Origin of the sequence: Caballeronia sp. LZ001 (assembly GCF_031450875.1) — a bacterium.
GTDB lineage: Bacteria > Pseudomonadota > Gammaproteobacteria > Burkholderiales > Burkholderiaceae > Caballeronia.
The window spans coordinates 238869-251370 of record NZ_JARTVX010000006.1; the positions used below are offsets into that span (position 1 = coordinate 238869).

At 63.5% G+C, this 12502-nt stretch carries 13 protein-coding genes and 1 pseudogene; 12 read left to right on the forward strand and 2 right to left on the reverse strand.

Annotation, left to right across the window (positions count from 1 at the left end):
- Positions 1-33 precede the first annotated feature (33 nt).
- From P9292_RS41810 to P9292_RS41840, 7 genes and pseudogenes are all read left to right on the forward strand, one after another.
- Positions 34-963 (forward strand): TauD/TfdA family dioxygenase, encoded by a 930-nt coding sequence (locus P9292_RS41810; RefSeq protein ID WP_309965969.1) that lies wholly within the window; start codon positions 34-36, stop codon positions 961-963.
- A 14-nt stretch (positions 964-977) separates the two neighbouring features.
- Entirely contained in the window at positions 978-1988 is a 1011-nt protein-coding gene (locus P9292_RS41815) for an ABC transporter substrate-binding protein (RefSeq protein WP_309965972.1), read from the forward strand.
- Between the two features lie 19 nt (positions 1989-2007).
- Complete coding sequence (locus tag P9292_RS41820; protein WP_309965975.1) at positions 2008-2808, forward strand: ABC transporter ATP-binding protein; 801 nt, start codon at positions 2008-2010, stop codon at positions 2806-2808.
- A 21-nt stretch (positions 2809-2829) separates the two neighbouring features.
- Positions 2830-3621, forward strand: coding sequence for an ABC transporter permease (locus P9292_RS41825; protein WP_309965977.1), 792 nt, complete (start codon positions 2830-2832; stop codon positions 3619-3621).
- A gap of 20 nt (positions 3622-3641) precedes the next feature.
- Positions 3642-4238: pseudogene (locus tag P9292_RS41830) on the forward strand (FAD-dependent oxidoreductase); the annotation flags it as partial.
- 490 nt (positions 4239-4728) lie between these two features.
- Positions 4729-5226 carry a hypothetical protein gene (locus tag P9292_RS41835; protein WP_309966510.1) on the forward strand — a complete coding sequence of 166 codons (498 nt, stop codon included), beginning with the start codon at positions 4729-4731 and terminating at the stop codon, positions 5224-5226.
- Positions 5223-5549, forward strand: a complete 327-nt coding sequence (locus P9292_RS41840; protein ID WP_309965980.1) for a ferredoxin family protein — start codon at positions 5223-5225, stop codon at positions 5547-5549. Before P9292_RS41835 ends, P9292_RS41840 begins: the two co-directional genes overlap by 4 nt.
- A gap of 18 nt (positions 5550-5567) precedes the next feature.
- Here the strand turns inward: P9292_RS41840 and P9292_RS41845 are convergent, their stop codons facing one another.
- Entirely contained in the window at positions 5568-6725 is a 1158-nt protein-coding gene (locus tag P9292_RS41845; RefSeq protein WP_309965982.1) for an acyl-CoA dehydrogenase family protein, read from the reverse strand.
- A gap of 179 nt (positions 6726-6904) precedes the next feature.
- Between P9292_RS41845 and P9292_RS41850 the strand changes: the two genes are divergently transcribed.
- Positions 6905-7384 (forward strand): RidA family protein, encoded by a 480-nt coding sequence (locus tag P9292_RS41850; RefSeq protein WP_309965985.1) that lies wholly within the window; start codon positions 6905-6907, stop codon positions 7382-7384.
- Positions 7385-7401: 17 nt separating this feature from the next.
- Here the strand turns inward: P9292_RS41850 and P9292_RS41855 are convergent, their stop codons facing one another.
- Positions 7402-8604, reverse strand: coding sequence for an acyl-CoA dehydrogenase family protein (locus P9292_RS41855; protein WP_309965988.1), 1203 nt, complete (start codon positions 8602-8604; stop codon positions 7402-7404).
- Positions 8605-8885: 281 nt separating this feature from the next.
- Here P9292_RS41855 and P9292_RS41860 point away from each other — a divergent pair, with 281 nt between their 5' ends.
- From P9292_RS41860 to P9292_RS41875, 4 genes are all read left to right on the forward strand, one after another.
- Complete coding sequence (locus P9292_RS41860) at positions 8886-9521, forward strand: peroxidase-related enzyme (protein ID WP_309965990.1); 636 nt, start codon at positions 8886-8888, stop codon at positions 9519-9521.
- Between the two features lie 120 nt (positions 9522-9641).
- A complete protein-coding gene (locus P9292_RS41865; RefSeq protein WP_309965992.1) occupies positions 9642-10673 on the forward strand; it encodes an ABC transporter permease subunit in 1032 nt (343 codons plus the stop codon).
- Positions 10667-11452 (forward strand): ABC transporter ATP-binding protein, encoded by a 786-nt coding sequence (locus tag P9292_RS41870; protein WP_250487851.1) that lies wholly within the window; start codon positions 10667-10669, stop codon positions 11450-11452. The genes P9292_RS41865 and P9292_RS41870 overlap by 7 nt, the downstream gene beginning before the upstream one ends.
- A gap of 22 nt (positions 11453-11474) precedes the next feature.
- On the forward strand, positions 11475-12497 hold the full coding sequence (locus P9292_RS41875) for an ABC transporter substrate-binding protein (protein WP_309965996.1): 1023 nt from the start codon (positions 11475-11477) through the stop codon (positions 12495-12497).
- Positions 12498-12502 lie beyond the last annotated feature (5 nt).

A 12502-nucleotide genomic window follows, 5' to 3' on the forward strand; every position in this document is an offset into this window, starting at 1 on the left:
TGATTCAACGACACAACGACCACGGAGAAACCTATGAGCACGGTGCTGGATCATCCGCAAACGCTACATCATCAGGATCTGCGCGTACGGCGTTACAAGCCGCTGGTCGGCGCGGTCATCGAAAATGTCGACTTGTCCGCACCGCTCAGCGACGATAACCGCCAGACGCTGCGGCAGGCGCTGGTCGATCATGGCGTGATCTTTTTTCGTGAACAGGCGCTCACGTCCGAACAGCATGTGGCGCTCGCGCGCATCTTCGGCAATCCGATCCGCAAGAACGTTTATCTGCCGGCGGTCTCGGGTTTTCCCGAGATCGAGGTCATCGCTCACGGCGGCGACAAGACCCGTTCGGGCGGGACGGATAACTGGCACGTCGATGTCTCGTGGCAGCATCAACCGCCCAAGGCCACCGTCCTCCATGCGCAGGAGATCCCGGAAGGCGGGGGCGGTGACACGATCTGGGCCTCGTCGGCGGCTGTCTTCGACCTGTTGGATGCCGATCTGGCCCGCTACTTCGAAAAGCTGACCGCGGTGAATACCTTCATCGCCTCACCCAAGAAAGGCGCGCTCGCCGATCTCCTGAGCGGCTATGAAATTCCCGAGGGCGCGGAAGAGAACAGCGTCGAAGCGGGCCTGGAACGCGTGCGCGACGCCGCGCAGAAATATCCGCCCATCGAGGTGCCGGTCATCAAGACGCATCCGGAAAACGGACGCAAACTGGTGTTCGTCAATGAAGGGCATACGAGTCATATTCTCGGCGTATCCAAAACGCAGAGTCAGAGCCTGCTGAACTATCTCTACGACCTGATAAAGACGCCGGAAGTGCAGGCGCGCTTCGAATGGAAGCAGGGCGATGTCGCCATCTGGGACAACCGTCAGGTCCAGCACTATGCCGCGCGCGATTACGGGACGGCGAAACGGCGCATCCATCGCATCACGCTCGAACACGACGGCGTGTTCTGATCGGAGGCGCACGCGTGATTGCTATCCGGCGATTCTTCCATGTTGCGTTGCCCGTGGCCGCGTTCGCGGCCAGCGCGGCGAGCTACGCGCAAACACCCGAAAAAACCGAACTGCGCTATCAGGGCTGGGCGAGCAAGGTGCTGTATCCCGAGCTTGCCGAAGACCTGGGCTATCTGGCGCCGATCAAACTCAAGTGGGTCGGCAACACGATCAGCGGTCCGCAGGACATTCAGGCGGCTGTGACGGGCGATGTCGATTTCGGCGGCGCCTTCAACGGATCGATCGTCAAGCTGGTCGCCGCGCATGCGCCGGTGAAGGCGGTGATCTCCTATGTCGGCACCGACAAGGAGACCAACGGCGGCCTGTTCGTGCTTCAGGACAGCGCGATCAAGGCGCCGCGCGATCTGATCGGCAAGAAGATCGGCGTGAATACGCCGGGGGCCTATCAGCAGTATCTTGTCACGGCGTATCTGCAGAAGTCGGGCTTGTCGCAGGCCGATATCGACAAGGTGATCTTCGTGCCCGCGCCGCCCGTGAATCTCGCGCAACTGCTTAAACAAAATCAACTCGATGCCATCTTTCTCGAAGACATCATCAAGGACAAACTGCTGGCGGATGGCGGGACGCGCCTGCTCACGACCGATTATGCGCAGTTCGGTTCCTACGGCTATGCGAGTTATCTGTTCACCGATCGCTTCATTGCGCAGAACCCGAACACGGTCCGCAAGTTCGTGGACGGGACCGCGCGCGCCATCGAATGGACGCGAAGCACGCCGCGCGATCAGGTGGTGGCGCGTCTGAAGAAGATCGTCGAGGCTCGGCATCGTAATGAAGATACGTCGATCGTCAATTACTGGAAGTCACCGGGAGTCGGCGGAAAAGGCGGCGTGATCGCGGCCGACGACTTCACGACTTATATCGACTGGTACGTGAAGAATGGCGTACTGAAGGCCGGTCAGGTGAAGCCGGAGGCGGTCTACTCCAACCAGTTCAATCCGTTCAATCAGGCAGTGGCGAGCCACTGATGCATCGGGAGTCGTTTCGATGAGTGCATCGATAGGTATCCAAAACGTATCGAAAGGATATCGGGTCAACCAGCGCGAGCGCTTCGCGGTTCTCGAAAACGTGTCCTTCGATGTGGCCAGGGGTGAATTCGTCACGCTGGTCGGGCCGAGCGGTTGCGGCAAGACCACGCTGCTCGATCTGATCGGCGGACTCACGCAGGCCGATGCCGGCGAGATTCTCATCGATGGCCGCAAGGTCGAAGGGCCGGGGCTGGATCGCGGCATCGTATTCCAGCAGTACGCGTTGTTTCCGTGGAAGACCGCGCTCGGCAACGTCGCCTTCGGGCTGGAAGCGAAAGGTATCGAGAAGAGAGAGCGCAACGAGCGGGCGCGGCGCTTTCTGGAACTGGTGGGCCTGAATGCGTTCGCGGACCGATATCCGCATCAGTTGTCGGGCGGCATGAAGCAGCGTGTCGCGATTGCGCGCGCATTGGCCTACGAACCGGACGTGCTATTGATGGACGAGCCGTTCGCCGCGCTCGATGCGCAAACGCGCGAGGCCTTGCAGGACGAGCTATTGCGCATCTGGAAGCGCACCGGCACGACCATCGTCTTCATCACACATTCGATCGACGAAGCCATCTACCTCGGTCAGCGCGTGCTGGTGATGGCGGCGTCGCCGGGCCGCATTACACATGTGCTGCCGGTCCCTGTGCCGAAGAGCGATATCAGCGAAGACGTGCGTGCGACGCCCGAATTCGTGCGGCTGCGGCACGAGATCGGGCAACTGATCCGCGCGCGGCGCGGCGCGGTCCATTTGCAGGTCGCGCAGGCGGCCTGAATTCCAACCCGAGGAGTGTCGATGAGTATCGTCGTCGCGACGCCGATTCGCTTTGCGTGGGCTCTGCCGCGCGCCTTGCGATCGAGCATCGCCATTATCGTCTTCGTGGCTTTGTGGGAAGCGTTGCCGCGTCTGGGCTGGGTCGATCGAACATTTCTGCCACCATTTTCGGTCGTGCTGCGCGCGTTGTACGAGATGGCGTTATCCGGCGAGCTCTGGGTGCATGTGTTCGCGAGCGCCGCGCGGGCGTTGAGCGGTTTCGGCCTTGCGGTGGCGCTCGGTGTACCGCTGGGCTTGTTCATCGGCTGGTATCGGACACTGGCCGAAGTGCTCGATCCGCTGCTCGAACTGTTCCGCAATACCGCGCCGCTGGCCTTGCTTCCGGTGTTCGTGCTGGTGCTCGGCATGGGCGAAACGTCGAAGATATCGATGGTGGTGTATTCGTGCATCTGGCCGGTGGTGCTCAACACGGTGAGCGGCGTACGTCATGTCGACCCGTTGCTGATTCGCTCGGCGCGTTCCATGGGTCTGAAGCCCTTGCAGTTGTTCGCGAAGGTCGTGTTGCCGGCTTCGGTGCCCTCGGTGTTCACCGGCATTCGCATTGCGGGCGCTTATTCGATTCTTGTGCTGATTGCCGCGGAGATGGTCGGCGCGAAAGCGGGATTGGGATATCTCGTCAACTACTCGCAATTCACCTTCGAGATACCGAAGATGTATGCGGGCATCGTCGCGCTGGCGTTGCTGGGGCTGGCGTTCAATCATGGCGTGCTGCTGGCGGAACGGCGGCTCGCCGCATGGAAGGAGCAGGCATGACGCGGCGCGCGGGGATATCGATGGGGTTATCGGATACACAGCGGCACTATGAAGCCGACGTGCTCGTGATCGGCGGCGGTCCGGCCGGCACATGGGCCGCGATCAGTGCCGCAGCGCGCGGTGCGCGGGTGGTGCTGGCCGACAAGGGTTTCTGCGGCACGTCGGGCGCGACGGCGCCGTCCGGCACGGGCGTCTGGTATGTGCCGCGCGACCGGGAAGCACGCGAACGCGCCCGCGCGAGCCGCTATACGCTCGGCGGCGAACTTGCCGAACATGTGTGGATGGACCGCGTGCTGGAGCAGACCTGGCTCAACAGCGAGCGCCTCGCGGAATGGGGCTACCCGTTTCCCGTCGACGAAGCGGGCCATGCGCGCCGCACGTCGCTGCAAGGTCCCGAGTACATTCGCCTGATGCGACGCCGCGTGAAAGAAGCGGGCGCGCGCATTCTCGACCATAGTCCGGCGCTCGAACTGCTGGTCGACGAACACGGCGCGGTGGCGGGCGCGGCGGGCGTGCACAGGCAGGCGGACGAGACCTGGAGCGTACGCGCGGGCAGCGTGGTCATGGCAACGGGCGGCTGTGCCTTCATGAGCAATGCGCTCGGCTGCAACGTGCTGACGGGCGATGGACTGCTTATGGCCGCCGAAGCCGGGGCGGAATGTTCCGGCATGGAGTTTTCGAATGCGTACGGGCTGGGACCGGCGTTTCCATCGGTGACGAAATCGCTGTTCTATAACTGGGCCACTTTCTACGATGCAAGCGGCACGGTGATTCCCGGCGCGGGATCGTCGCATGGGCGCGGGGTGATCGCGAAGACGCTGGAGACGCAACCGGTCTTCGCCTGTCTCGATCGCACGGACGCGGATATTCGCGCGTGGATGCGCCGTTCGCAGCCGAACTTCTTCGTGCCGTTCGACCGCTTGAAAATCGATCCCTTCACGCAGCATTTTCCGGTCACGCTTCGACTCGAAGGCACGGTGCGCGGCACCGGCGGACTGCATGTGATCGACGCCGACTGCGCCACCTCCGTCTCCGGTCTCTACGCTGCGGGCGATGCCGCCACGAGCGAACTGATCTGCGGCGGCTTCACCGGCGGCGGCAGCCACAATGCCGCCTGGGCGATGTCGTCGGGCTTCTGGGCGGGCGCGGGCGCGGCGGATCACGCGCGCGCCACGAACGGTGCTGCGCGCCGGTGGCGCGGCCTTGCACGATGGTCCATCGAACGCCGCCATCGATTCCGCGGCGCTCGTGCGGGCAGTTCAGGCCGGGGTGCTGCCCACGCAGCGCAACTGGACGCGCCGCGTCGATCAGCTCGAAGACTCCTTGTCCCGGCTCGATGCGCTGTGGCGACAGGTGCGCGCGGCGTCGGCATCGGAAAGAAAACAGGCGGTGCGCGCCCGCGAGGCGGTTGCCATGCTCGCGGTGTCGCGCTGGATGTATCGCAGTGCGCTGGTCCGCACGGAGACACGCGGCATGGCTCGTCGCGCGGATCATCCGGCCGCCGATCCGGCTCAGCGTCATCGCTTGCTGAGCGGCGGGCTGGATGAAGTATGGGTTACGTCTCATGCCGTGGGCAATGAAATCAGGGAGGACGTGGCCGCATGATCGAGATCGTCGATACGGAACGCTGCACGGGCTGCAATATCTGCGTGCGCGCTTGCCCGACCAATGTCTTCGACGCCGCGTCATCGTCGGGCGACGTGCCCGTCATCGCGCGGCAGGACGATTGTCAGACCTGCTTCATGTGCGAGTTGTATTGCCCGGAAGACGCGCTCTATGTCGCGCCGCAGACGGTGGCGAGCGCGAACGTGGAAGAGGCGGCGCGAACGCTCATCGGAAGCTATCGACAGGCGATCGGCTGGCGTCGCGGTCAGCGTTCGGTGGCGGCGGACGACGCCAGCTTTGAACTGCTGAGCCGCGCGCATTGACGCGGACGCGGCGCTCGCTCAAGCGCCCAGCGACGCCCTGGCTGCATTGATGCGAATCAGGCCGTTGTTCGGCGCATGAATCCGGCTGCACAGCACATTGCGATGATGCCGCTCCAGCGGGTTTCGCCGCGCCAGTCCGTGGTTGCCTGCCAGGTCAATCGCCGCTTCGACTGCCGCGATCGAATCGTCGATGACTTCATGTTTGACCACGGCGGCAAGCGTGCCGGGTGCACGGCCCGCATCGAGCGCTTCGGCGTGAGAGCGCAGCAGCCAGTCGCTTGCGGCAAGCCGCACCTCGATCTGACCGATGCCTTCCTGTACCGATGGCACCGTCGCAAGCGCCGCACCGCCGAGCACCGACGGCTTGCGCTCCTTCACGAACGATACGACCCAGTCGCGCGCCGCCCGCGCCGCGCCGTCGTACACCGAGGCCACCAGATTGAGATACCACGCAATGACGTGCGGATCGCGTTGCAGGCCGAGATGCGCGGGTTGCAAGGCGACGGCGTCATCGGCATCGAGCGAAACATTCTCGAACACCACGTCATGGCTCGCGGTGGCACGCATGCCGACCGGGTCCCACGTCTCGCGGATATGCACGCCGGGCGCGTCGCGCGGCACCAGAAAGTGACCCAGGCGCGGCACTTCTTCATCGGTGCGCGCCAGCACGTTGATCCACGAAAGCAGCGGCGCGCCCGTCACATAAACCTTATGCCCCGACAGACGCCAGCCGTCGCCTTGCCGGCGCGCGATGGTATCCGGCAGGCCGCCGTAAGAAGGGGAGCCGAGTCCCGGTTCGACTTGCGCGGCGTTCAGCAGCGCGCGGCCGCGCACGGATGCGTCCTTCAGCCGATGCGCGAGCGCGGGCGGCCAGTCGCCCGAGCCGGTATGCTCGGCCCGCGCGATGATCGCGTGCTGGCAGTAGTGCATGGCGAGAATCAGCGCGACGGACGGATCGCCGCGCGCCACTTCGCCGACGATCGCCCGCGACACCGCCAGTCCCGCGCCGAAGCCGCCATCGTCTCGCCCGATGTTGGCGCGTAGCAGGCCTGCGGCTTCGAGCGCATCGAATTGCGCGGCGGGCGGCGCGCCGCTGCGGTCGTGTTCCGCCGCTGCTTCCGAAAAGCCGCGGGCGAGGTCGGCGGCGGCATCGATCAGTGTGTTCGGGTTCGTCATCTGAGAGCTTGTATGGTTTGTTATTGCCGGGCGGCGTTCACGGAGGGCCGATTCGATCCGCATCCGCTCATATCGATATCTCGCTTCGATGGTTACGTTGCCTGCGACTGTTGCGTACGATTCCCGACCGGGCCGGGCACGCCCGCGATCCGAAACACGTCAGAAACCACAGGAGCGACATGAGCGCCGACGAAAGACTGAACCGCCTGATCGAACCGGGCAGTACCTCGAACGAACCGAGAGCGAACTATCGCAATGCCACGCGCTGGGGCGATCTGATCTTCGTTTCGGGCAAATCCACCAGCGGCGCGGTCGGAGACAAGCCGCCGAAAGGCAGGCTCGGCGAGACGCTCACGGTCGCCGACGGCATCGCGTTCGCGCGCGAAGCTGCGATCGAACTGCTGCTCGTGCTCCGCGACGAACTCGGCTCGCTCGATCATGTCGGTCAGGTGCTCGACGTGCAGGGCTTCGTCAATGCGGACGCTGCTTTCGAGGACCACGCGAAGGTGCTCGACGGTGCGTCTGACCTGCTGGTCGAGGTACTCGGCGAGGCCGGTGTGCATGCGCGTTCGGTGTTCGGCGCGGTGTCGTTGCGCGGCGGTCAGCCGGTCATTCTGCGGGCGATCGTCGGCGTACGCGCATCACGCAACGGTCAGTGAGGGCAGTGCATGTCCGATCACACCTTTCCCAGCACGCCGAGCCAGGCCTGACCGATGACCTCATGGGCCGCATCGGCGTTAGGCGGATGAAACGCGCCCGCGCGCACGTCGCGATACAGCCGTTCGAGTTCACCATTGCGCGACAGTGACGACGCGCCCGCGATCTTCAACGCGAGGTTCACCACGCGCAATGCGCCATCCACCGCATGTTGTTTTGCCGCCAGCAAATGTGCGATCCACAATTCATCCTCGTTGTACCCGTTCCACCACCGCTGCGCCGCACGTTCGATCAGCGCCTCGATGCTCGCAAGCTCGATGGCGGCCTGCGCGACGGCCTGCTGCGTCAATGGTTTATACGCAAACGTCTTCCCTCCGATGGCAGGGGAACTTCGCGTCTTCGCAGTCTGCACGGCCAGATCGAAAGCCCGTTTGGCGATGCCGTAATAGACCGCGCCCAGACCGGGCAACACGGCGCCCAGAATGCCGTCGACGAACGGATCGTCCGGAATGCCCGCAGGCAGCACCCTCAGCACCTCCGCCCGTGGCGCGATGGCGCCTTCGAGAAACGTGTCGTCGCTGCGCGTGGCGCGCAAACCGAGCGCGTCCCACGTCTGCACCGTGCGATGTCCGGCCGCATCGCGCCGGATGAACGCATGCACGATCTTCGGTGCGGCGGGGTCCGTGTCATCGATACCGTGCACGCCGAGCCAGTCCCAGGCCGGCGCCAGCGACGTGAAAATCTTTCGGCCATCGAAGCGATATCCGCCATCCGGCAGCGGCGTCGCTTTCACCGATGACCACGCGAGACCCAGATCGTTGCCCGGCTCACCGTGACCGGCCGCGAACACCTTGCCCGCGCCCGCTTCCTCCAGAATCCATTGCGCCGAGAGGTCGCCGCGCCGGTACAGATGAAGCGCGGCGCCGACCCAATACAGATGCATGTTCAGCGCCAGCGCCGTCGATGGCGCACGCGCTGCAAGCCGCGCCTGCTCACGTTGCAATTCCGGCAGCGTCAGGCCGAGTCCGCCGAACTCGACCGGCACGCTCGCGCGCAGAAAATTCGCGTCGTGCAAGTCGCTCAGGTCTTCGGAAAAGAAGTCGTTTTCGCGATCGTAGGCCGCTGCACGCTTGCCGATGACGTCGAGCAAGGCATCGGACAGCAGATGCCTCGGATCATGAGAGGATGCCCGCGCGACAGCGGGTTCGAGTACGGCGCTCATCGAGACTCCTTTATGCGAGAACGGGAAATAATCGTCGTGTTCCGACGCCTGTAACTTCCGTCATATCGCCGTCCACGTTGGGAAAAAGGGGGAAAAAAGGCATAGCGGCTGCGCTCGATTCTGCGCCGCGCCCGATCGTGCGATCCAATATCGATTTGCGATTAGCTATTCGACTTATGCGATGTTTATAAACTACGGATAGCTTATGAAAAATCGGTCGAAGCCCGGCTTGTCGTGTGCATTAACTTGAGCTTTTACCCTTATTCCGGGAGAGCCCGACGATGTCCACGCTCGTTTCAGACACCACATCATCCGGTCCGTCCCTCGCCGCGCGGGATCAGGAACCGGTCTCGCGCTTCGGCGTCGCCGACGAGGAACGCCTGCCGCCGCATGTCACGTCGATCTATGCAAAGTTCCGCCGTCAATACGGCTTCGTGCCGAACTGGCTCGCGGCACTGTCCATCAATCCGGACACGGCATATCGGCTGGTGACGTTTTACGAACACCTGTTCGATCCGCATCGCAGTCATCTGACCGCGGCAGAACGGGAACTGATCGCCGTCGTCACGTCGGCAGTCAATGAGTGCAGCTACTGCGTTTTCAATCACACCCAGGCGCTGGCGGGCGTGCTCGGCGACACCGTACGCGCGCAACGTATCGCGCAGGGCTATCACCACGTCCGCCTCACACTGAAAGAGCACGCGCTCGCGGAGATTTCGGAGCGATTGAGCACCGACGCGGGCGGTATCAGAGAAGAAGACCTGCACGAGTTGCGCACGCTTGGATTCACCGCCCAGGCCATCACGGAAGTGCTCGAGATATCCGCGTTCTTCAACTATGCCAACCGGCTGACGATTGCATTGAATGTCGTGCCGGACGATCGGTTTTTCTCGGGTCGCGATCTGAAGACCGTGTGAGCGCCATTCATGACGATTCGCGCGGCCGAAGCATATCGATAGTCCAATTGATTGATTCACATCCGCTAATCGGATCGCTACGCTGCGCAGGTTCACTCGTCGGCCTTCCATCTTTTCACTATGTCCACACGCACTCAGACGCTCGATGCGAACAGCATCGGGCAGACGCATGAGGCTGCTTCGCATGCGCCGCTCGCGTCGCGCAAGACCTTTATCGCCGCGCTCGCCACGCTCGCCACGCTCGGCTGGCTGGGCGGCGCAGCACTGATCCAGTGGTGGCCGTCACTCGACGACTGGCCCCATACACGCGAACTGTTGATTCTCGAAATTGCGCTGGCGATCGCTTGTGCGCTGCTTGTCGCGGGAACCGTGGCGCGTACGCGGCTTGCATCGAAATGGATCGATGCCGCGCCGTGGCTGCTCGCGCTGTCCATAGGCATCACCGCCTGGGAAGCGGCGACCGCCCAGCTCGAATGGCTGCCTCGTCCGTTCTTCGCGCCTCCGCAAGCGCTCATTGCGGTGTTCTTCGACGACCTGCCACGACTCGCCGCAAGCGTCGGTAACTCGTTCGTTCTGCTCGCTTATGGCTATGTGCTCGGCGCATTGACCGGTTTTGCGGCGGGTGTGTCCATCGGCTGGTCGCGTGCGGTGGGCTATTGGTTGCATCCGGTATTGCGGCTGATCGGACCGCTGCCGGCAACCGCATGGCTGCCGCTGGCTTTTTTCTTCTTTCCGTCGAGCTTTTCCGCCAGTGTCTTTCTGATTGCGCTCGCGACGGCGTTCCCCGTGACGGTGCTCACCTGGTCGGGCGTGGCGGGCGTCAACAAGGCGTTCTATGACGTGGCGCGCACGCTTGGCGCAAAGCCTTCGTTTCTCATCTTGCGCGTGGCGATTCCGGCCGCGCTGCCGAATGTGTTCGTCGGCCTGTTCATGGGCTTGGGTGCATCGTTCTCAGTGCTGATCGTTGCAGAGATGATGGGCGTGAAGGCCGGACTCGGCTGGTATCTGCAATGGGCGCAGGGCTGGGCCGCGTATTCGAACATGTACGCGGCGCTGCTCGTGATGGCGCTGATGTGCTCGGGGCTGATCACGCTGCTGTTCAAGGTGCGCGACCGGGTGCTGAGCTGGCAAAAGGGAGTGTTGAAATGGTGAGCGCGGCGGCGGTCAGAACACAGCAAGCGCAGGGCTCGCGCATCGACGCAAGGCATGTCAGTCATGCATTTGCGCTCAAGGGCGAAACGCTGCCCGTGCTCAGCGACATCAGTCTGTCCGTGGAGCCGGGCGAATTCGTAGCGCTGCTGGGCCCAAGCGGATGCGGCAAGTCCACCTTGCTGCGGCTCGTCGCGGGCCTCGATCAACCGCTCGAAGGCACGCTGCACGATGACGGTGCGCCGATCACCGGTCCCGATCCGTCACGAGTCGTGGTCTTTCAGGACCCGACGCTGTTTCCGTGGCGCACGGTGCGCGAGAACGTCGGTCTGGGGCCGCAGGCGCAAGGCACGCGCCGCGAGGCGGGTGCGCGCATCGACGCGGCGCTGGAACTGGTCGGTTTGTCCGCCTTCGCGGATGCGCATCCGCATCAACTTTCTGGCGGCATGGCGCAGCGCGCGGCGCTGGCGCGCGCGCTCGTCAACGATCCGCGCCTGCTGGTGCTCGACGAGCCGTTCGGCAAACTGGACTCGCTCACGCGCATTCGTATGCAGGGCGAACTGGTGCGCCTGTGGCAGCGCGCGAATTTCTCCGTGCTGCTCGTCACGCACGACGTTGAGGAAGCGCTCTACGTCGCCAATCGCGTGATCGTGTTTTCGGCGCGTCCGGCGCGCATTCTCACGGAGGTCCGCAACGATCTGCCCTATCCCCGTCATCGCGACGATCCGAAACTCGTCGCATTGCGGCGCGAAGTGCTCGCGCAACTCGGTCTCGACACCTGAAAGCTCATAAGGAAACCATACGATGCACCCCGATTTGATAGATCCGTCAAGACGCGCCTGGCTCGCAAAAACGGCGTGGAGCGCGGTCGGTCTCGCGCTTGCCGGAGGGAGTTTCGGTCTGCCCGCCACGCGCGCGGCAGCCGACGAAGGACTGAAGCAGCTCAAGCTGTCGTGGAACGCGGGCGGCATCTGTACCGCTCCGGTGCCGGTCGCGGCGAAAGAAGGCTTTTTCCGCAAGCACGGGCTGGATGTCGAACTGGTCAATTTCGCCGGCTCGACGGATCAACTGCTGGAAGCCATCGCGACCGGCAAGTCGGATGCGGGTGTGGGCATGGCCTTGCGCTGGATCAAGCCGCTCGAACAGGGCTTCGATGTGAAGCTGACCGCTGGCATCCATGGCGGCTGTATGCGGGTACTTTCATCGAAGTCGTCCGGCATCGTCGATCTTCAGGGTCTGAAAGGGCGCACCATCGGTGTGAGTGACATGGCGAGCCCGGCGAAGAATTTCTTCGCGATCAGCTTCAAAAAGATCAACATCGATCCGGAGAACGACGTGCACTGGCGGCAGTATCCCGCGCCGCTGCTCGGCGAAGCGTTGAAAAAAGGCGAAGTGCAGGCCATTGCCGACGGCGATCCGACCATCTGGAATCTGCGCGAGTCGGACCATCTCTACGAGGTGTCGAACAACCTGTGCGGCGAGTATGCGAACCGCGTGTGCTGCGTGCTCGGCGTGCGGGGCTCACTGGTGCGCAAGGACCGGGCGACGGCTCAGGCATTGACGCAGGCGCTGCTCGAAGCCACCGAATGGACCGCCAATCATCCCGACGAAGCGGCGGCCATCTTCGCGCCGAATGCGCCCAGCGCCAACGTGGCGCAACTTGCGGCGATGCTGCGCAGCCATACGCACCATCATCATCCGACGGGCGATGCATTCAAGAAGGAAATATCGCTGTACGCCGACGATCTCAAGACGGTCGGCGTCATCAATGCGAGCACGGACAGCAATCGCTTTGCGACGCGCGTGTTCTCGGATGTTCTTGCCTGAACGAG

Excerpts from the sequence above, each read along its gene's own strand:
- P9292_RS41810 (WP_309965969.1), top strand. The coding sequence starts at position 34 with ATGAGCACGGTGCTGGATCATCCGCAAACGCTACATCATCAGGATCTG.
- P9292_RS41845 (WP_309965982.1), bottom strand. The coding sequence starts at position 6,725 with ATGACGAACCCGAACACACTGATCGATGCCGCCGCCGACCTCGCCCGC.
- P9292_RS41850 (WP_309965985.1), top strand. The coding sequence starts at position 6,905 with ATGAGCGCCGACGAAAGACTGAACCGCCTGATCGAACCGGGCAGTACC.
- P9292_RS41870 (WP_250487851.1), top strand. The coding sequence starts at position 10,667 with ATGGTGAGCGCGGCGGCGGTCAGAACACAGCAAGCGCAGGGCTCGCGC.
- P9292_RS41840 (WP_309965980.1), top strand. The coding sequence starts at position 5,223 with ATGATCGAGATCGTCGATACGGAACGCTGCACGGGCTGCAATATCTGC.
- P9292_RS41825 (WP_309965977.1), top strand. The coding sequence starts at position 2,830 with ATGAGTATCGTCGTCGCGACGCCGATTCGCTTTGCGTGGGCTCTGCCG.
- P9292_RS41875 (WP_309965996.1), top strand. The coding sequence starts at position 11,475 with ATGCACCCCGATTTGATAGATCCGTCAAGACGCGCCTGGCTCGCAAAA.
- P9292_RS41835 (WP_309966510.1), top strand. The coding sequence starts at position 4,729 with ATGCCGCCTGGGCGATGTCGTCGGGCTTCTGGGCGGGCGCGGGCGCGG.
- P9292_RS41820 (WP_309965975.1), top strand. The coding sequence starts at position 2,008 with ATGAGTGCATCGATAGGTATCCAAAACGTATCGAAAGGATATCGGGTC.
- P9292_RS41860 (WP_309965990.1), top strand. The coding sequence starts at position 8,886 with ATGTCCACGCTCGTTTCAGACACCACATCATCCGGTCCGTCCCTCGCC.
- P9292_RS41865 (WP_309965992.1), top strand. The coding sequence starts at position 9,642 with ATGTCCACACGCACTCAGACGCTCGATGCGAACAGCATCGGGCAGACG.
- P9292_RS41855 (WP_309965988.1), bottom strand. The coding sequence starts at position 8,604 with ATGAGCGCCGTACTCGAACCCGCTGTCGCGCGGGCATCCTCTCATGAT.